Here is a 19939-nt window from a genome sequence, read left to right on the forward strand (position 1 = left end):
CTGGGTCATCACTGTTTGTTTTTCGTGTTGTTTTCTATTATTGGGCGGCGATTACGTTCTGGGCTGCTTTTGCTGCAGGGCTGCCAAGAGGATAGGCGAGAAGCCTGTTGTTATGAATTCCTGCAATATACACCGGAACGATTTCTCCCGAGGCATCACCTTCCAGCTCTTCAATCTGGATAGGAGCGTAGTGTTCACAACGGCCAAAGCCGTTCTTTTCCACCAGCACCTGGGCCGTTTTCCCGACCCGGCTGTGCAGAAAGAGCTGTTCCGCGGCTTCGCCAGCGGAGCGCAGGCGCGCCGCGCGTTCTTTTCGCAGGTTTCCAGGGACCTGGGGCATCTTTGCAGCCGGGGTGCCTGGTCTTTCCGAATACGGGAAAACATGCAGATAGGTGAGGCCAAGCTCTTCGACAAGACGGAAGGTATTCTCAAACATCTCATCACTCTCGGTCGGGAAGCCGGCAATGATATCAGCGCCAAAAACCACGTCGGGGCGCAGGGCGCGGGCCCGGTTGACCATCTCGACAACATCCTGGCGCAGGTGACGGCGTTTCATGCGCTTGAGCACCATGTCATCACCAGCCTGCAGCGAGATGTGCAGATGCGGCATGAGACGGGGTTCCTCGGCAATCAGGCGATAGGTGTCCTCGTCGATTTCGACCGGATCCAGAGAGGAAAGGCGCAAGCGCTTCAGGCCGGGAACAAGGGCAAGCAGGCGACGGGTCATCTGCCCCAGTGTTGGTTTGCCGGGCAGATCCAGACCATAGTCTGTGATATCCACACCAGTGAGAACAACTTCCTTTACCCCGTTATCAACCAGGGTTCTGACCTGTTCGGTTATGGCCCCAATGGGAACGGAACGGTTATTGCCCCGGCCAAAGGGGATGATACAGAACGTACAGCGGTGATTGCAGCCTTGCTGAATCTGGACAAAGGCACGGGTGTGTTCTTCAAAGCCGTGAACCAGATGAGCTGCGGTTTCTTCGGCTTCCATAATGTCATTGACCGCGACACGGGCACTGCCTTCAAGATCAAAGCTTTCCCGCTTCAGCTTTTCCTCGTTACCAAGGACGTGATCAACTTCTTGCATCGAGGCATAGGCCTCGGGGTTGATCTGTGCAGCACAGCCTGTGACGATAATTTTTGCATCGGGATTGTCGCGGCGGGCTTTGCGGATACTCTGGCGCGCCTGTCTCTCTGCTTCGGTGGTCACAGCACAGGTGTTAAAGATAATCGTATCAGACAGGCCTGCCTCGCGCGCATGCTGACGCATCACCTCAGACTCGTATGTGTTGAGGCGGCAACCAAAAGTAACAATCTTCGGGTCAGTCAGCTGCTTAGTCATGCGGCTGTTATGACCTATCGGATTGTTCTTGTCCAGAAGCGGCTTTGCAAGCCTGCTATGAGGTCTTGTAAAGGGCTTCTCCTGGCACCAGTCAGTTGTGTCTTATTGCGCATAAACAGCCTGCTGGCTGCCTTCAGCCAGCTGTTTCTGAATATAGTTCCAGATTTTTGGCGTTTCTTCCGTTCTGAAGCAGCGGCTCCAGGGGTAACCGTGGAAGTCAGAGATTCCACAGGGTTTCGGGGACTGGATGATGAGTTGGAGGTTTGTCATTCCCGTCATGAAGTAGAGATCAGTCGGGGGAGCAAAGGTGTCGCCGGTAAAAGCATAAACCAAACCGGATTTTCCCCTGGCTTTTTCGACAGCTTCTTTCCATGTGTTGTAATGGGGAGCGAGTTCTTTCGTTTCTCGGCTCTTGCCGGTATGGGCAAAACCGTATCCCGGAGCGGTAACAATAAAGCCATTGAAAGCATCCGGGATATCGGCAGCGGCAACAAGCGTTGTCGAGGCGCCTCCTGAATGTCCAAGCAGGAAGGTACGATCTGCCGAGATGCCGTGGGCTCTGAATAGTTCAAGAATTCGTGCGATTTCAGCGCTGCGGCGAAAATAGCGCTGTTGTTTGGGGTCTCCTCCGCTGCTGACACCGATTTCCTGAGAGCAGAGATAGTAAAGGACCGTCTGGGTGTGCTGGCGGACGATTGCACGGGCATAGGAGGGAATCTGATCCGGATAGCATTCCTGTCCAATGCCACTGTTTTCTGTGCCGTGATTATAGATAAAGAGTACCGTTTCTTTCGGCTTTGAGATGTAGCGCCCCAGGTCCGAAGCAAATTTATCCCGCTGCACATAATTAAAGCTGTCGCCAATGGCAAAAGCGCCATGCGGGTTTTTGATCTCAGCCTGACTGACGGTCTGGCAGGCGCCAAGTAGCAAGGCAGAGATAAGAAGGAAAAAGACTTTGTGCACTGTTCTAAAAAACCTACCCGTTTTTCCGGAGACCCTTTTTACGGCGGTTCAACTTTCGTTGAGAAGCTCGGGGGCAATCTCGCCCCTGAAGGCGATCGATACCGGGCCGGTCATAAGTACCTGGCCGCTGTCCAGCCAATTTATATGTAGGCTGCCACCATCAAGGTCGACCTGGACCTCCCGATCGGTAAGACCTCGGCGGGCGGCTGCTACAGCGGCAGCACAGGCGCCGGTACCGCAGGCTGAAGTAATGCCGACGCCCCGTTCAAAAACGCGGAGGCGCAAATGATTTTTGCCAATCAGTGTCGCGACGCCAATGTTGGCTCGTTCTGGAAAGAGCGGGTGATGCTCCAGCCGTGGTCCCAAGGCATCCAGTTCAATGGCTTCAGCATCTTCCACGAAAAAGACGGCGTGGGGGTTGCCCATATTGACGCCGACAGGATTTTTCAGTGGCGGAAGCTTGATGCCGATATTGAGCGTATCTCTTTCTTCGGCCAGAGGGATCTCCTGCCATTCAAGCCGAGCGGGGCCCATATCTACAGTGACCAGATTTTTGTGGGATTGTCTGGCGTGAAGGAGACCTGCAAGAGTTTCGATCGTGACATGATCACGTGCTGTTTCCTGCATGATGAGTGATGCGATACAACGGGTGGCGTTACCACAAGCTCCAACCTCTCCCCCGTCAGCATTCCGGATACGCATAAAGATATCTGCATCCTGGTGAACTGCAGGTTCGATAATGATGAACTGGTCACAACCGATCCCGAATCTGCGATCCGCGATCAGCCGAGATTGCTTTTCTGTCGGGTTGAATGGCTCTTGACGGGCATCAATGACGACAAAGTCGTTGCCGAGACCGTGCATTTTGATAAAGGCTCTGCCGTTCATTTCTGGGTGCTCATCTGCCGAAAGTTATCTGAATAGTTTTGCGCGACCCGCCGCCGTGATCGGTGTCTCTGAATTTATAAAGGGCGAGTGGGGGAAGAGTCTATTAAATTTGAAGAGTTAGAGCAGCTTGGACTTCTTGGTGTAGGCCAGAATGATGAAGAGCATATCAACTGTTTTCCCGTCAACGGCAAGCGGCATAATCAGGTCCTCGACATCAAGGACATCCTTTTTCGGGCCAACATAAGGCGTGTAGGCGTATATGGGCTCGATTGTTTCAACCGCTGCTCGGCAATTCGCCCAGACAGTACTCGGGGATTTCTGGTTGGGAATATCGCTCATCCACTCCGAGGTGTAATCTCTGTTGAGAAGCGGGACGACTTTTGTGCCGATCAGCCTGTAGCGAAAATCAGGAGGATTGTGCTGTACATCCAGCAAGATGATGTGGGGAAGAAAGGCCACCATTTCCAGGGGATCGATATGTGGTCGCCCAGGGATCAGGCCAACAGGACATTTGCTCAGCCAGTACTGATAGGCCAGTTTTACGGTTCGGGTTCTGAAGGTTACATCAAGCATTTCCCTGTCTCAGTATCCTCTAGTAGTGATGTCAGAGAACCCGGCAAGGGGATAGCCTTTGAACAAAGAGTGATATCCTGGCGCGATATTCAAGCCTTTACGTAATCGGGCTTTTGGTAAGGGATCATGTCTACTGTATAAGTATACAGGTTTTCTCCGGAGATCAGAGGGATCTTGTACGGGCCTGCTAGGGGAACAGGCTTTCTGCAAGAGTTCCTGTTGTGTAACATCTTGAAGTAAGAAGTTTTCCCGTTATTTGGTGGTCAGCAACAAGTATGTTGGTCAACCTTAATGAAAGTGAGGTTTGATCAGCTTTTATACGGGCGAATCCAGTAGGTCATGCGGCATGTTTCATGCGAATCCTGAAAGGACTTGACCTGAGAGCCTGCTTTTAATAGGTTCCACACAATTATCAGTCAGGGATCAATGTATCCGGCTCCAAGGAGCTCCGCCAGTCCGCGAGTATCGCGCACTGGCGACAATTGCATTTGGTCACTGTTTTTGCTGATTTTGTCCGGGGATCCTCCTCTGACCGGAACGGTAATTGAGAGTTAAGAGAAACATATGTTCGATAGCCTTCAGGAACGTCTTGGTTCCGTCTTTGACAAGCTGAAACGCCGCGGTGCGCTGAGCGAAGCTGATGTTACAGCTGCGCTGCGTGAAGTGCGTGTTGCGCTGCTTGAAGCTGACGTCGCCCTTCCTGTGGTTAAAGACTTCGTTGAGAAGGTCAAGGTCGAAGCCGTCGGGCAGAATGTTCTGAAGTCTGTCACGCCGGGCCAGATGGTGATCAAAATTGTTAATGATCAGCTGGCTGCCATGCTGGGTGCGGATCATGTCGGACTGAACCTTCAGGTTACGCCGCCTGCAGTGATCATGATGGTCGGTTTGCAGGGGTCGGGTAAAACCACTTCGACAGCCAAGATCTCCAAACGCCTGACCGAAAAAGAACGCAAGAAAGTCCTGATGGCGTCGCTTGATGTGCGCCGTCCTGCTGCGCAGGAGCAGTTGCGGGTGTTGGGCGAACAGATCGCTGTCCGGACCCTGAACATCGTTCCAGGCGAACAGCCTGTTGCAATCGCCAAGCGCGCGGTTCAGACCGCTGCGCTGGAAGGTTTCGATGTTGTTATGCTCGATACTGCCGGTCGCCTGGCGATTGACGAAGAGCTGATGGCCGAAGTCGCCGCGGTTCGGGATGCGGCAAAACCTGCGGAGACGCTGCTGGTCGCCGATGCGATGACCGGGCAGGATGCGGTAAATGTTGCTGATACCTTTAATCAGAAAGTTGGTCTGACCGGGATTGTCATGACCCGTATGGATGGTGATGCGCGCGGTGGTGCGACCCTGTCCATGCGTGCGGTAACCGGTTGCCCGATCAAGCTGATGGGGGTTGGCGAGAAACTTGACGAACTGGAAGATTTTCACCCTTCACGTGTTGCTTCCCGTATTCTCGGGATGGGCGATATCGTGTCGCTGGTCGAGAAGGCGTCCGAGAATTTTGAGCTGGAAGAAGCTGAAAAGCTCGCGGCCAAGATCCAGAAAGGCAAGTTTGACCTGAACGATCTGGGAAGCCAGCTCAAGCAAATGCAGAAGATGGGCGGTCTGTCCAGTCTGATGAATATGCTGCCAGGCATGAATGCCGGGCAGATGAAGAAACTGAAAGATGCCAAGCTTGATGACAGTATTATCAAGCGTCAGCTGGCAATTCTTTCATCAATGACCCCTCTGGAACGGGAAAAACCGGAAGTCATCAAGGCAAAGCGGCGCACCCGCATTGCTGGCGGCTCTGGAACTTCGGTCCAGGAGGTGAACAAGCTTCTCAAGCAACACCAGGAAGCGGCCCGCATGATGAAGAAAGTCCAGAAGATGGGCAAAAAGGGCATGATGCGGGGCGGGTTGCAAAACCTGATGCCTCCTGGGATGGGTGGCTTCCCTAAATAAAGGGGACACCGGAATAGAATGCTTCTGAAAATCTAGAGTACTACGTTTAGTTATAACAAGAGGAACTGAAATGGCTGTTAAAATTCGCCTCGCCCGCGGCGGCGCCAAGAAGCGTCCATACTACTCGATCGTAGTAGCGGATGCTCGTGCTCCACGTGACGGTCGCTTTATCGAAAAGATTGGCGCTTATAATCCAATGGTGCCTAAGGATCATCCTGAGCGCCTTGTTCTACGCGAAGAGCGTGCAAAGCATTGGCTCTCTACCGGTGCTCAGCCGACGGATCGTGTTGCACGTTTCCTTGGTGATCTCGGCCTGGTCGAGAAACGCGCTATTCCAGAGCAGACCAAGAAAAGCCAGATGAAGGCGAAAGCCAAAGAGCGTCTGGAAGAAAAGCGTCAGGCTGCTGAAGCCGCTGCTGAAGCTGCCGCGGCTGCTTCTGAAGAATCTGCAGCCGAGTAATTTTGAGGATACCTTGTCCCATGGCTTTGGACCGCGATAACTGGATTTGTGTAGGGGTGATCGCTGGTGCGCACGGTGTGCGTGGCCAGGTGAAGATCAAAAGCTATACGGAAAATCCGGTTGATGTGGCTTCTTATGGCCCGGTGAGTGATGATCTCGGAAACTCTTTCGATATCAAGATCACCGGACAGGCCAAGGGTACTGTTCTGACGCAGCTCAAGGGGGTGACCGATCGTGATCGCGCCCAGGAAATGCGGGGAACAAAATTGTATGTAAACCGTGATCTTCTGCCCAAGCTGAATGATGATGGCGAATATTACTACTCTGATCTTGTTGGCCTGCAGGTCGAGAACCCCCAAGGTGAGGTTCTGGGTACTGTAAAAGGCGTTTTCAATTTTGGAGCCGGAGATATTCTCGAATTCACCAGTGCAGGCGGGCGGCCGGAAATGGTCAGCTTTACTGAAAGCACTGTTCCGGTTGTGGACCTCGAAGGGCGTCGCATTGTTGTTGCACTGCCCGAAGTTGTTCTGGGTCGGGAAGACTGAAAATCAGACTGAAAGGTCTGGGCATCAGTTTTTCAAACCGGGTTGCTAGACAGGATGTTGGATAAAGTGGCAGCAAGCTGGAAAGCAACAGTTCTAACGCTTCACCCGGATATGTTTCCGGGCTCTCTGGGGTTGTCCCTGGCAGGGCGCGCTCTTGAAAAAGGCACGTGGGAGCTGGAAAAGGTGGACATTCGCGATTTTGCGGATGATAAACACCGGACTGTTGACGCCATCCCTTTCGGGGGAGGCGCCGGGTTGGTGATGCGTCCTGATGTTGTCGATGCAGCGTTAAACTCCGTGGCTGACAATGGCAGTCCGGTAATCTATCTCTCGCCGCGCGGACGGCTACTCGATCAGGATCTGGTCAAGAAGCTGGCGGCAGGACCCGGGGTAACTCTCCTTTGCGGGCGTTACGAAGGGATTGATCAGCGGGTCCTCGAGGCTCGCGAGGTGATAGAGGTTTCGGTTGGTGACTACATCCTTTCCGGTGGCGAACCGGCGGCACTGATCCTGATGGATGCCGTTATTCGTTTGTTGCCGGGGGTTATGGGTAACAGGGAATCCGCAGACGAGGAATCGTTTGAACTTGGGTTGCTGGAATATCCGCTCTACACGCGTCCTGCTGAATGGCAGGGGCGTAAGGTACCAGAGGTTCTGACCTCGGGTCACCATGAGAAGATAAAACAGTGGCGCCAGGAACAGGCGGAAGAAATCACCAGGGAAAGACGCCCGGATTTATGGGCCGAGTACCTGGTAAAACGTAACGATACCAAGCTGGGCCGTTAGGTCCGTTTTAACCTATACGGGTCTGTGGCCCCGAAAGAATGGTAGAGGATAGAAACATGAACGTAATCGAGAAGCTGGAAGCTGATCAGGTTGCCAAACTTGTCGAAGGCAAGAGCAACCCCGAGTTCTCCGCTGGTGACACCATCCGTGTGAATGTTAAAGTTGTTGAAGGTACACGTGAGCGTATCCAGGCCTTTGAAGGTGTCTGTATCGCCCGCAAGAATGCTGGCCTGAACTCTTCTTTCACTGTTCGTAAAATCTCCTACGGTGAAGGCGTTGAGCGTATTTTCCCGCTTTACAGCCCGCGTCTGGACTCCATTGAGCTGGTTCGCCGTGGTGATGTCCGTCGCGCCAAGCTTTATTACCTGCGTGGCCGTCGTGGTAAGTCTGCACGTATTGCAGAAAAAACCACCGGTGCTGCTGGTAAAGCTGCTGCGACTGATCGCGCTGAAAAAGCAGCTATCAAAGCTGCTGCAAAAGCTTAATTTCCTCAGCGGAAAAGCGTTTGAATCAAAAAGGGCACCTTCATGGGTGCCCTTTTTGTGTTGCTTGATACTTTTTCTTGGGTAGCTTCAGGAGCCGGAAGACGCCGTGGTAACGACGGGCACGCTGTTGAGGTTCCAGTCATACCGGTGATCGGTGAGATCTCGGACCTGCATCAGCTGGTCACGTTTTTCTTTGGAGGCATGACTGCGCAGATGTTCAAGAATCGCGGCGTCACTGTTGCCAAAATCTTCTTTGAACCAGACATAGATGCTGGAAATGACCGCGTCATTGTCTTTTGAAATACTTACAGCCCGAGGATGGTCGACAAATTTCCGGGCTGCCTGATCAAGCTGTAAATCCAGATCAGAGCTGCTTTCCAGTGCCCTGGCAGGAATATCCGGGCAGCCGAGAGAAGCGCAATTCAGTACATAGTGCACACGGGGATCTTTCCAGATCGGGCGCAGGATGCCGTGCGCTATATCGTTGAGCGAGAGCTTTTCCCCTTCGATACGCAAGAGCTTCTTTTCCCAGGGACCTGATGCAAAGAGACCGGGGGAAATGTTGATCTCCTTGATGCTCTCGACGGGCTGATGCTGAAGTATCAACTGAACAGTCACGGCGTTGTAGAGATTGACCCAGAATGCAAACTGTTCATTCCGGTTTAAGGTGCTGACGGGCATCGTCTGCAGCTTGTTAATGTACCTTGCCAGCTTCTGCTGATCGTCTTCTGTAACGCGATGATAGGCCAGGCGGGCAATGCCATCGTAGTGGCTCTCACGATACTTTTCGAGAAACCGAGTCCAGCTTTGGTGGGGGATGGTTTCATCATTCTCGGAGTTGGCCTCGGTCCAGTGGGGCAGGAGTTCGGCGCTTGGTGCCAGCAGGGCCTCAAAAGACGAGATCCCGGCAACAAGAAAGCCTGCAGCCACGACGAGGATTATTGAGGCTCGGCGGAAAAGGCGAGTCATGGGGGCTCCTTGAAAGTAACTTACAGCTGCGCCAATTGAATATTTGGCTATTGGGCATTTATGGCGGATGTCTTTAACGGTAATATGGACAGAACAGGGCCATTTTGTGAGTGATCGTCTGGTAACAATCCTGTGGCCAAAATGGGATATCCTGTGATTGGTTTTTTAACATTTTGATTTTGTTTCATTTTCGAGCAGAAAATTGATGACGTCATCTGAGGTGGTCAGAGGTCATTTCGCGATGATTGCGCAGGAATAAAAATGTGTTGATGTGATGCGGCGTAATTTTCTTATCGTCGGAGTGTAAAAAATGGAATTATTCGTTCTAAAAGACTTTTCGCCGCAATGCGGAAGCGTTATGCTCCGCGCGAACTTGTAGTATGGTCGTTGGCCGCTGTTTGAGGTCTTGCATCTGGCAGAACCGAAGAGGTGGGGAACAGCCGCTGAAAAAAAACGAGGATTGAGTTAGGATGAGTAACCCGCGCACCCTTTTCGACAAGATCTGGGATAATCATGTTGTCCATCGTCAGGATGACGGCACCTGTCTGTTGTATATTGACCGCCATCTGGTCCATGAAGTTACCAGTCCCCAGGCATTTGAAGGACTCCGGATGACCGGTCGCAAAGTGCGTCGCCCGGAAAACACTCTTGCTGTTCCCGATCATAACGTTCCGACATCCGGTCGGGCCCAGGGCATTGCTGATGAAGAAAGTCGTATTCAGGTTGAAACGCTTTCTCGCAATTGCGAAGAGTTTGGTGTTCAGCTGTTTGGGATGAACGATATCCGTCAGGGTGTGGTGCATATCATTGGTCCGGAGCAGGGATTCACGCTACCGGGAATGACAATCGTGTGTGGTGACAGCCATACGGCGACTCATGGCGCCTTTGGCTCACTGGCTTTTGGTATCGGAACATCCGAGGTCGAGCATGTGCTTGCAACCCAGACCCTGATCCAGAAACCTGCCAAGAACATGCGGATCACGGTTGAAGGTGATCTTTTGCCGGGCGTAACCGCGAAGGACATGATCCTGCATATTATCGGTGTGATCGGGACTGCTGGCGGGACCGGATATGTGATCGAGTATGCCGGAGAAGCCATGCGCAAGCTTTCCATGGAAGGCCGGATGACCATCTGCAACATGTCAATCGAAGCCGGCGCCCGTGCTGGCCTGATTGCCCCGGATGAAACAACCTTCGAGTACATCAAAGGCCGTCCTCTGGCACCAAAAGCCGGTAACTGGGAACAGGCTGTTGCCTACTGGAAAACCCTGCCATCTGATGCGGGTGCGAAATACGACAAGGAAATCGTTGTTCAGGCAGCGGATATCGAACCACAGGTGACCTGGGGTACGTCACCTGAAGACGTGGTTGGCATTTCCGCTTTTGTTCCTGCGCCCTCTGATGGGCGTGATGCGAACAAAAAATCTGCCATTGAACGTTCGCTTGATTACATGGGTCTCAAGGCAGGCCAGCGGGTTCAGGATATTATCATCGACAAGGTCTTTATCGGGTCCTGTACCAATGGCCGGATTGAAGATCTGCGCGAAGTGGCACGGATTGCCAAGGGCCGCAAGGTTGCCGAAAGTGTCTATGCGATGATCGTTCCCGGCTCGGGACTGGTCAAGTTGCAGGCCGAGGAAGAGGGGCTGGACGAGATCTTTATCGAGGCAGGATTCGACTGGCGCGAACCCGGTTGTTCCATGTGTCTGGCGATGAACGCGGATCGTCTGTCACCGGGCGAGCGCTGTGCGTCAACCTCGAACCGTAACTTCGAAGGTCGCCAGGGCCGTGGTGGGCGTACCCATCTGCTGAGCCCTGCCATGGCTGCAGCTGCAGCAATTGCGGGACATCTCGCCGATGTCCGCGACTACGAATAAGCGCTGAAGGGAAGACAGGGTTATGGAAAAATTTACCTCACTCACTTCTGTGGCAGCGCCGCTGCCACTGGTGAATATCGATACGGATATGATTATCCCCAAACAGTTCCTCAAGACCGTGAAACGCACGGGTCTGAAAGCCGGACTGTTTTATGAGTTGCGCACGGACGAGCAGGGCAATCCCAAAGACTTTGTTCTGGATGAGCCAGCCTACAAGGATGCCAAAATTCTTGTGACCGGGGATAATTTCGGCTGCGGTTCATCCCGTGAGCACGCACCTTGGGCACTGCTGGATCAGGGCATTCGTTGTGTTATCGCGCCAAGTTTTGCCGATATCTTCTACAACAACTGCTTCAAGAACGGCATTCTGCCGATTGCCTTGCCGCAGGAGCAGGTCGACATGCTGATGGATGATGCCCGTCGGGGGTCAAATGCAGTCGTCTCGGTTGATCTGGAAAACCAGGAAATCAAGGGGCCTGATGGGGGCACGATCACGTTTGAGGTGGATGCGCACCGCAAACACTGTTTGCTGAACGGTCTGGATGATATTGGTCTGACTTTTGAAAAAGCCGAGCATATCGACCAGTTCGAAGCCAAACGCAAGGCAACTCAGCCCTGGCTGTAACAGCAATTTTGCGTTGCAATGTGAAGGGGACCAACAGGTCCTCTTCGTTTTTGGGTCCTGCTGGGATGGCCAAAGCATAAGAGTAAGACGATCTTAATTTGGGGTGGCTCATGGTCTGCCCTTGTTTGTGGAATAGTTCGGAAGAAGACAAGACATGGCATCTAACAAAAATCTGTTGATTCTCCCCGGTGACGGGATCGGTCCTGAAGTGATGGGCGAAGTCCGTCGTGTTGTCGAGTGGATGGACAAGCGCCGGGCTGTCAGCTTTGACATTACCGAAGACCTTGTGGGGGGCGCCGCGATTGACAAGCACGGTGTGCCGCTGGCGGATGAAACAATGGATCTGGCACAGGAAGCCGATGCGGTTTTGCTGGGGGCTGTCGGGGGACCCAAGTGGGATAATCTTGATTTTTCGATCAAGCCAGAGCGCGGCCTGCTGCGTTTGCGCAAGGAAATGGAACTTTTTGCCAACCTGCGTCCGGCGCTGTGCTTTGATGCGTTGGTTGCCGCTTCTTCGCTCAAGCCTGAACTGATTGCCGGTCTGGACATCATGATCGTGCGCGAGCTGACCGGCGGGGTTTACTTCGGCGAGCCGCGTGGCATTGAAACCCTGCCAAACGGGGAGCGTCGCGGGATCAACACCCAGGTTTATACAACGTCGGAAATCCGCCGTGTGACCGAGGTCGCCTTTGATCTGGCGCGCAAACGTGGCAGCCGGGTCTGTTCGGTTGAAAAGGCCAATGTCATGGAATCAGGTCTTCTCTGGCGCGAGGAAGTCACCAAAATGCACGGTGAGGGCTTTGATGATATCGAGCTGTCGCACATGTATGCTGATAACTGTTCAATGCAGCTGGTCCGCGCACCAAAACAGTTTGATGTGATCCTGACTGATAACCTCTTCGGGGACATGCTGTCTGATACCGCGGCGATGCTGACCGGCTCACTGGGCATGCTGCCATCCGCGTCGTTGGGGGCAACAGATGCCACGGGGCGCCGCAAAGCCATGTACGAACCCGTCCACGGATCTGCACCGGACATTTCCGGCCAGAACAAGGCCAATCCGCTGGCGACACTTCTGTCGTTTGCCATGGCGCTGCGCTATTCCTTCGACATGGGTGATGAAGCTGACCTGATCGAAAAAGGCGTCGACAGGGTTCTGGCCTCGGGCAAGCGTACCGGGGATATCATGGCTGCTGGCTGTGAAGCTGTCTCGACCAAAGGCATGGGCGATGCCCTGCTGCGGGCGCTGGATGAACAGGCGGCCTGAAGATAACTACAGAGACTTTCTTGTTTTTTTAAGAGGGGTGGCAAATCAATTTTGCCGCCCCTCTTTTTTTTATCTGAGAAATGGTGGTGTTCTCCGTAAACATAGTCTTTTCAAATAATTAACAGGTTCTCTCTGGCATTTTACATTTTTTGTCAGTATAACAAATAAATGATAATGAGAATCATTATCGGATAATTATCAAAAAAGAGTTTGTAAAATGCCTGCTAAACATCTGTTACAAAGAGGGGCCGCTCATGTTGCCCTGTTTCTGGGGATTACCGCGTATTTACCTTTCACAACAATTTCTCTTTCGGCTGAAGAAGTGAAGGAGCAGCAAAATGTGAGCACCGATAAATGGGGGGCACACATAGAAGTGGAAGGGAAGTACGGAACTGATCGGCATATCGGGGAAAGTATCTTGTTTGTGCCCCTGTTTCAGAACGAGGACAGTATGGTGTTCCTCGACCTAAGGGGGAAACTGGATAATAACCAGTCCCGAGAAGCCAATGTGGGCTTAGGATATCGACAAATAGTCAATGAAGACTGGCTTGTTGGTGGATATGGGTTCTATGACCGCCGACATTCACCCGAAGGAAACGACTTTAACCAGATGACCTTTGGGGCAGAAGCCCTAACCGAAAACCTGGACTTGCGGGTGAACGGTTATTTGCCATTTGGCGATACGACCAAAACGTCAAGCAAGTTTGACAGTGTTCAACTCAACGGCAGCTCGATCACAATGCAAGAGGGACAGGAGAGGGCTTTGAAGGGCTTTGACGGTGAGGTTGGCCATACTCTTCCTGTCCTGTCCCTGATGCCGGATAAATCGGATGAAATGCGTGTCTACCTTGGTGGATATCATTTTTGGGAAGAAGGGGTGGATAATGTCACGGGACCTCGTGTCAGAGCAGAGTATCGAATGAATGATGTTTTTATTGAAGGGAGCAGAATTAGCCTGAATGGGGAGCTTCAGCATGATAGTCCCCGTGGCCGGCAGGGATTTGTTGGTCTGAAATTCCGTATTCCCCTGCAACCAGATACTGCTCGGGGCCAATCCAGACTTTCGCGGTTAGAGAAAAGAATGACCGAAACAGTCGTGCGGGATGTTGATGTCGTTGCGCAAGCAGGGGCCTTTGGTGAGGAAGTCCCCGCGATTGATATGGAAACGGGAAAGGCTTTGGTGGATCTGAACGTTATTGATGCCAAAACCGGAAGTGAACTGAAAACCGGAATTGAAACGGCTGAAGCGACAAAAGTGGCGTTTGTTAACAGTAAGGGGCAAGTCCTAAACATCGATGATACGATTACTTTACAAGCAGGACAGAGAGTCCGAGGTAATTTCAGGGTAAAGCATCCGACGACCGGACGTGAGATGAACTTTGGAAATACAAGTGTCCATGGAACGGATGCAACGAAGCATGTCTTTGCAATGAATGATAATTCATCTCTGTCTGGGGTGGTAATTTCCGGAGGTTACCACGGGGTGCACTCCAGTGGTAAAAACAACGTAACCCTCAGTGATATCCAGATTAGTGCCACGCGAGAAGCTGGTGTCAATTTTGAAGGCGGTACCAATTTAAAAATTTCCAGACTGGATGTTTCAAATCTGGATTTTGATAATGCGGATGGATTTTCCAATGCCAATCCCAACAATACTGTAACGGGGGTAGGGTTGCGCATTATCAGCTCTACGGGCGTTGAAGTGGACGGATATCACGCTGACTATCTTGGTACCGGTATTTTGTCCAATAATGTTCGGGACCTGAAGGTTACGAACTCGACAATTTCACGGACGAGGAAAGAAGGTATGGTGCATCATTATCTGCACGATGCATCTTTTGATAACGTAGAGATTGATAAAACGGGTGCTGATGGTGCGGCTTTTATAGTTTCTGCTGATGTGTCTTACCGGAACTCATCTCTCACCAATCTTGGCGCTATGAACAAGCTCGGTAATTATAGTGGTGTAAATATAAGCGGCTTTTCCAGTGATGGAACGATCATTGTCGGTTCGACAGAAAACAAAAACTATAATTTTGATAATCTGAAGATAAGTAATGCGTCAAACAGCGGCATGATGCTTCAGGAAATCAGAGATTCAAGTTTTAACAATATTGAAATCAGCAATGTTGATATCATTGGCATCCAGGTGATGAGAATGATGCGAGATGTTGAGAATCTCGAATTTGATAATGTTCAGATCAGCAATGCGCAAAATGCCGGTTTCTGGATGATGGGTGATGTCAGTGACATTCAGGGTGATATCAGGATAACGGATACGGCGACCGCCTGTGGACGTTCAAAGTGGATGGCGGCAAATCTCACTCAAAGCGGGGCTCAGGAACTTCGGATCAATGGAGCAGTTCTCGCGCCTGTGGATGTGGGCACAACCTGTCAGGAGGTGTCAAATTTCTGAGGAGTCCGAGTTGTCAGAGAAAAAGTTGTCCTGGTACAATAGTCTTTGCCGGGCCGAATCCGTTAAAATGCTTATTTCGCGGTTGACCGTCATAATAAAGCTGATTACGGTGAGCTCCGAATTAACCCCGAGTGGAACAGGTTGTATGTCTAATTCCGGTTCATATCTGGCCCAGCGCGCTGCCCACACTGCGAAATCTCTTCGCCGTGCGTTTGTTGCTGCGCGTCCAGTTGTAACCGTGACAACCACCTGGACCACCATTACCACCCCTGTCACCACCATGAAGGTGAAGATGGGCGGTTGCAGGTAGATCCTCTCGGGAATAAAGGCTGATTTAAGGGCCGTCCCATTGAGGGGCGGCCCTTTTTCTTTAGGGCTTCAGAGCCGCTGGATGGCGGTAAAGAAACGGAATTTTAATCGGTCCGGTTGGGCCAGAAACTGAAAGAGTATAGGCGAGAGTATGGGTCACAAGATTGCAGTTATGGGCGCAACAGGCGCCGTCGGTCGCGAAATCCTGACAACGCTTTCCGAGCGTGGTTTTGATATCAAGGACATCACCGTTCTGGCGTCCAGCCGTTCCACAGGAACCAAAGTCTCTTATGGCGAAGTGGGTGAACTGACCGTGCAGAACCTGGCGACCTTTGATTTCAAGGGCACCGACATTGTTCTCTCCTCACCAGGAGGCTCGGTTTCAGCTGAGTACTCTCCCAAGGCAGCCGCGGCAGGTGCTGTGGTTATCGACAATACATCCCATTTCCGCATGGATCCGGATGTGCCGTTGATCGTACCGGAAGTAAACCCTGAAGCACTGGCCGGGTACAAAAAACGCAATATCATTGCCAACCCGAACTGTTCGACCATCCAGATGGTGCATGTCCTCAAGCCATTGCATGAGCTGGGTGTGGTCAAGCGTGTGGTGGTGTCGACCTATCAGGCGGTTTCCGGGGCAGGCAAGGATGCCATGGATGAGCTGTTCAACCAGACACGTGGAATCTTTGTCAACGATCCGATCAAGAAAGAATGCTTTACCAAGCAGATCGCTTTCAACGTGATCCCGCATATCGATGTCTTCATGGATGACGGTTACACCAAGGAAGAATGGAAAATGATGGTCGAGACCAAGAAAATTCTCGATCCGAAAATCAAGGTTACGGCGACCTGTGTGCGCGTGCCGGTCTTTATCGGTCATGCGGAAGCCGTCAGCATCGAGTTTGAAAAGGAAGTCACGGTTGAACAGGCTCGCAAGGCCCTGAAAGACACCCCGGGTATTTCCGTTATCGATCACCGTCAGGACGAGGGTTATGTCACACCACAGGAAGCTGCAGGTGAAGATCCGACCTTTGTTAGCCGTATTCGTACTGACCCGACAGTTGATCATGGTCTGAGTTTGTGGGTTGTCGCTGACAACCTGCGTAAGGGCGCGGCCCTTAATGCGGTTCAGATTGCTGAACTGCTGATAAAGGATCACCTCAACAAGTAGGCTGTTTCAGCCGAAGAGGCCCTTTATCTTCCCTGTCGCACTTGCCGGGTGTGGAGAGAAATTCTCCACACCCCTTTTTTTGGGCCAATGGCTGTCAGATTGGTATCTCTTCACAGTCGGGTTCAGGCAGTATCATTGATGCCCTTGACTCATTTTAGACTTAAGTCCAAAATTGAACTGAAGTCTAAAAGGAGTTTTCTGTCCCATGACTACGTCAACAAAGCCAGCCCATCGCCCTAAATCCCGTGATCTGATTATGGATGCGATGGAGAGAATTCTGAATGAGAATGGGTATGACGCTGCCACGATCGATGCCGTAATTGAACAATCCGGGGTTGCCCGAGGCACCTTCTATTATAACTTCCCAAGCAAGAATGCCGTTGTTCATGCTTTGGCACGCCGGGCAGCGCAGCCAATGGTTACAAGGGCAAAAGAGCGGATGGCCGAGGATACCCCGCTGGCAGAGGTTCTGTCAGATCTGGCTCAGGGTATTGTAAACTGGAACCGACTTTATCCAAATCTGGGACGGGCTGTTTTGAGCAGTGCCTATGATGACAAGGGTTTGCCAATTCCACCTAACCCGGAAGATCAGCAGTCTTTCCGCGGGTTTTTGGCCCAGATCTTTTCCAGGTGTCAGGCAAAGGGAGAAATCCGGAGCGATATCGACCCCATGAGCTTGTCTTTGATGTTTATCGGAATGCTGTTTCAGGGATTGTTCATGTGGTTTTTGCGACCGGAAACAGATCTTCCTCTTTGGGCTGAACAAACAGTGTCACTTTTTCTGGAGGGCGTAAAATCATGACGCGTTTTGTTTTCACACTGGAAGAAGCTTTTGATCTGGGTGCTGAAATCGTCGGCGGAAAAAGCTGGGGGCTCGCCAGATTGGCACGCTATGGCTTTACAATTCCGAAAACACTGGCTCTGGGCACGGAACTATATCGGGAAATTCTGAAGCAACCCCTTGTTGCCGCAAGCTTGAAGCGTCTGCAATGTAATCCGGACGATCCGCTGTTGATTGATGAATTGCACAGGGCAATTCTTGCAGCAGATATCCCCGTGGCCTTTATTCAGGAACTGGACAGCAACCTGCGTGAGGCCGGGCTGAAGGGAGCAAACCTTGCTGTCAGATCGTCAGCTGTCGGAGAGGACGGGGTCGCTGCGTCTTTTGCCGGGCAGCACCGCTCTGTGCTCTCGGTAACCGGTTCTGAAGAGCTGCTTTCAGCTGTCAGGGAATGTCTTGCGTCTCTCTGGACAGCAGGGGCTGTTGCCTATCGGCTGCATATGGGCTTTGACCTGACAGGTGTTTCCATGGGAATCACGCTGTGTGAGATGGTTGAGGGCGCCGCAGAAATGCGCTCGGGTGTTGCCTTTACAGCTGACCCGGTTAGCGGGCGCCGCGATATTATGGTTGTCGAGGCCGTGGAAGGCCTGGCGGATGATCTTGTCAGCGGCCAGGTCCAGGGGTGCCGCTATGAAATTCCGAGAGACCAGGTTGCGACAGCCCAGGCGAAAGAGGGGCCTTTGAGCGACAGCCAGCTTGTTCTTCTGGGGCAGGAGCTGGTGCGGTTACACTGGTCACTCGGGGATGGTGATATCCCCTACGACACGGAATGGCTGTTTGACGGAACCCGGATTGTTTTTGTCCAGGCACGCCCGGTCACGGCCATGCCGCACTGCACTTTCCCAGAGGTTTCAAATGCCCCGATCATATGGAGTAACGCGAACCTGAAAGAAGTTCTTGCCGAGATTCCCTGCCCGATAAGCTGGGGCTTTATCGAGACGGGAATACCCGAGCTGATGCATGTTTTGCCCCGGACAGCGGGTTATCCAATCCCGGCAGGCATTCGCCCTATAAAGCGCATAAAAGGGCGGTGTTATGGCGATTTATCAGGGTTGCAATGGCTCTGGTACGATGGCTTCGGACAAAATCCGGGTGATTCCAATCGCAGCATTGGCGGCCATCAACCTGTCATAACCATTCCTGAAAAAACCAACTGGCTTGTCAGGTTGCGGCGTCTCGGGCGCGGTTTGAAGGTCATGAAACTCATGAAAGGGGTGGAGGCAAAACTGGAGCAGTCCTGTGCGGCGATCTTTAGCGATGTCCGGGCTTTTCGAGCAACGGATCTTGCTGCCCTTGATGACAGGGAACTGGTTGAGGAAATGTGGCGTTGGCTGTCAGTGACAAGAAGCTTTATGCCCGACTTTGCCAAGGGAGCGAACAGCTGTGGGATCAAGCTGTTCCTGTTCGAACAGCAGGTTGGAAAGCTCAGGAATGATACGGACAGAAAGATCGCACATGCTCTTTTGAGCGGGGGTGGCCAGATGGATAGTGCAGAACATGCTGTCAGCCTGCGCCACATTGCTGAGCTGGCAAGAGAAGACAAGGAGGCTCTGCGTATTCTGGAAGGTGAGGGATTGCCAGTAAAACGAGGTGAGGGAGCTTTTGAAACGGCACTGCGGCATTATCTTGATCAATACGGTCACAGAGGGGTGGGGGAACTGGACATGGTTTATCCCCGTTGGAGTGAAGATCCCCGCTTTTTGTTTGAACAGATCCGTTTTCTGATGACACAGGAATCAAGAACGGTTGAGCAAGCTTCTGTGAACACTGATCTGGACAGGCTGTTGGAGCGGTTACCGGGGCGGCACCGCAAGGCCCTGTTACGGGCTGCAGAAGCGGCCCGTGGCGGAATGGCGCTGCGGGAACGGGTCAAGTCAGCGATTGTTGCGGCGATGGAGCCTGTCCGCCGTCTGTTGCTGGAAAAAGGTCGTCGTATGGTCCGCGATGGGCAGTTACAGCAAGCAGATGATCTTTGCTGGATAACCTTTCAGGAATTCATGGCATTGCTAGCGGGACGCTGGAATGGCAAGGGGTTGAAGCAGCTGGTCTGTGACAGGCGTGCCCGGCATGCGGCCTGGGCCGGAGAAAGTGTCTCTGATGTCTATATCGAAGAACAGGGCCAGGCCCGGGCGCTTGAGATCACAGAGAACCTCACCGGTGCTGAGCTGGTCGGCTTTGGGGCTTTTCCCGGAAGATATCAGGGCACGGCAAGGGTTTTGCGGTCTCCGGATGATGGCGGGCGTATGATGCAGGGTGATATTATGGTTGCCCCCTTCACCGATCCTTCCTGGACGCCCTTGTTTCTAAGGGCCGGGGCGTTGGTGATGGAAATCGGTGGCACCATGTCGCATGGCGTCATTGTGGCCCGTGAGTTGGGTCTGCCGACCGTTGTTAACATTCCCGGCGCGTTACAACGTATTGCTGATGGTGAGTTTCTTGAAGTTGACGGAAGTCTGGGGCGGGTGTTGAAGAAAGTCTGAG

18 protein-coding genes are annotated in these 19939 nt (G+C 52.3%); 13 read left to right on the forward strand and 5 right to left on the reverse strand.

The features are described 5' to 3' along the window. Nucleotides 1–37 precede the first annotated feature (37 nt). From mtaB to O4H49_RS16520, 4 genes are all read right to left on the reverse strand, one after another. Nucleotides 38–1345 carry a tRNA (N(6)-L-threonylcarbamoyladenosine(37)-C(2))-methylthiotransferase MtaB gene (mtaB, locus tag O4H49_RS16505; protein ID WP_269424546.1) on the reverse strand — a complete coding sequence of 436 codons (1308 nt, stop codon included), beginning with the start codon at nucleotides 1343–1345 and terminating at the stop codon, nucleotides 38–40. 102 nt (nucleotides 1346–1447) lie between these two features. Next, a complete protein-coding gene (locus tag O4H49_RS16510; protein WP_269424547.1) occupies nucleotides 1448–2308 on the reverse strand; it encodes an alpha/beta hydrolase in 861 nt (286 codons plus the stop codon). Between the two features lie 48 nt (nucleotides 2309–2356). Beyond that, on the reverse strand, nucleotides 2357–3196 hold the full coding sequence (dapF, locus tag O4H49_RS16515) for a diaminopimelate epimerase (protein WP_269424548.1): 840 nt from the start codon (nucleotides 3194–3196) through the stop codon (nucleotides 2357–2359). A 117-nt stretch (nucleotides 3197–3313) separates the two neighbouring features. Beyond that, nucleotides 3314–3769, reverse strand: a complete 456-nt coding sequence (locus O4H49_RS16520) for a PAS domain-containing protein (protein ID WP_269424549.1) — start codon at nucleotides 3767–3769, stop codon at nucleotides 3314–3316. A 564-nt stretch (nucleotides 3770–4333) separates the two neighbouring features. On the opposite strand from O4H49_RS16520, the gene ffh reads away from it, so the two are divergent. The 5 genes from ffh to rplS all read left to right on the forward strand — a co-directional run bounded on the left by ffh (nucleotide 4334) and on the right by rplS (nucleotide 7983). After that, nucleotides 4334–5707 carry a signal recognition particle protein gene (gene ffh / locus O4H49_RS16525; protein WP_269424550.1) on the forward strand — a complete coding sequence of 458 codons (1374 nt, stop codon included), beginning with the start codon at nucleotides 4334–4336 and terminating at the stop codon, nucleotides 5705–5707. A gap of 70 nt (nucleotides 5708–5777) precedes the next feature. Continuing rightward, complete coding sequence (rpsP, locus tag O4H49_RS16530) at nucleotides 5778–6167, forward strand: 30S ribosomal protein S16 (protein ID WP_269424551.1); 390 nt, start codon at nucleotides 5778–5780, stop codon at nucleotides 6165–6167. Nucleotides 6168–6187: 20 nt separating this feature from the next. Next, nucleotides 6188–6712, forward strand: coding sequence for a ribosome maturation factor RimM (rimM, locus tag O4H49_RS16535; protein WP_269424552.1), 525 nt, complete (start codon nucleotides 6188–6190; stop codon nucleotides 6710–6712). A 54-nt stretch (nucleotides 6713–6766) separates the two neighbouring features. Further along, on the forward strand, nucleotides 6767–7498 hold the full coding sequence (trmD, locus tag O4H49_RS16540) for a tRNA (guanosine(37)-N1)-methyltransferase TrmD (protein ID WP_269424553.1): 732 nt from the start codon (nucleotides 6767–6769) through the stop codon (nucleotides 7496–7498). A gap of 56 nt (nucleotides 7499–7554) precedes the next feature. Continuing rightward, the gene (rplS, locus tag O4H49_RS16545) at nucleotides 7555–7983 is read left to right on the forward strand and encodes a 50S ribosomal protein L19 (RefSeq protein ID WP_020592965.1); all 429 of its coding nucleotides are present in this window, start codon (nucleotides 7555–7557) and stop codon (nucleotides 7981–7983) included. A gap of 87 nt (nucleotides 7984–8070) precedes the next feature. Here rplS and O4H49_RS16550 read toward each other — a convergent pair whose 3' ends face one another. Beyond that, nucleotides 8071–8952 (reverse strand): DUF547 domain-containing protein, encoded by an 882-nt coding sequence (locus O4H49_RS16550; protein ID WP_269424554.1) that lies wholly within the window; start codon nucleotides 8950–8952, stop codon nucleotides 8071–8073. A gap of 470 nt (nucleotides 8953–9422) precedes the next feature. On the opposite strand from O4H49_RS16550, the gene leuC reads away from it, so the two are divergent. The 8 genes from leuC (at nucleotide 9423) to O4H49_RS16590 (ending at nucleotide 19938) form a co-directional block, all read left to right on the forward strand. Continuing rightward, entirely contained in the window at nucleotides 9423–10829 is a 1407-nt protein-coding gene (gene leuC / locus O4H49_RS16555) for a 3-isopropylmalate dehydratase large subunit (protein ID WP_269424555.1), read from the forward strand. 22 nt (nucleotides 10830–10851) lie between these two features. After that, the gene (leuD, locus tag O4H49_RS16560; protein ID WP_269424556.1) at nucleotides 10852–11454 is read left to right on the forward strand and encodes a 3-isopropylmalate dehydratase small subunit; all 603 of its coding nucleotides are present in this window, start codon (nucleotides 10852–10854) and stop codon (nucleotides 11452–11454) included. Nucleotides 11455–11608: 154 nt separating this feature from the next. Then, nucleotides 11609–12721, forward strand: coding sequence for a 3-isopropylmalate dehydrogenase (gene leuB, locus O4H49_RS16565; protein ID WP_269424557.1), 1113 nt, complete (start codon nucleotides 11609–11611; stop codon nucleotides 12719–12721). Nucleotides 12722–12938: 217 nt separating this feature from the next. Further along, nucleotides 12939–15137, forward strand: coding sequence for an inverse autotransporter beta domain-containing protein (locus O4H49_RS16570; protein WP_269424558.1), 2199 nt, complete (start codon nucleotides 12939–12941; stop codon nucleotides 15135–15137). Between the two features lie 145 nt (nucleotides 15138–15282). Then, nucleotides 15283–15447 carry a hypothetical protein gene (locus tag O4H49_RS16575; RefSeq protein ID WP_269424559.1) on the forward strand — a complete coding sequence of 55 codons (165 nt, stop codon included), beginning with the start codon at nucleotides 15283–15285 and terminating at the stop codon, nucleotides 15445–15447. A gap of 150 nt (nucleotides 15448–15597) precedes the next feature. Next, complete coding sequence (locus O4H49_RS16580) at nucleotides 15598–16617, forward strand: aspartate-semialdehyde dehydrogenase (protein WP_269424560.1); 1020 nt, start codon at nucleotides 15598–15600, stop codon at nucleotides 16615–16617. Nucleotides 16618–16822: 205 nt separating this feature from the next. Continuing rightward, on the forward strand, nucleotides 16823–17419 hold the full coding sequence (locus O4H49_RS16585) for a TetR/AcrR family transcriptional regulator (protein ID WP_269424561.1): 597 nt from the start codon (nucleotides 16823–16825) through the stop codon (nucleotides 17417–17419). Further along, nucleotides 17416–19938: a PEP/pyruvate-binding domain-containing protein gene (locus O4H49_RS16590; RefSeq protein WP_269424562.1), complete on the forward strand. Its 2523-nt coding sequence runs from the start codon at nucleotides 17416–17418 to the stop codon at nucleotides 19936–19938. Before O4H49_RS16585 ends, O4H49_RS16590 begins: the two co-directional genes overlap by 4 nt. The last annotated feature ends 1 nt before the right edge of the window (nucleotide 19939 follow it).

Origin of the sequence: Kiloniella laminariae, from assembly GCF_027214005.1 — a bacterium.
Classification (GTDB): Bacteria; Pseudomonadota; Alphaproteobacteria; order Kiloniellales; family Kiloniellaceae; genus Kiloniella; species Kiloniella laminariae_A.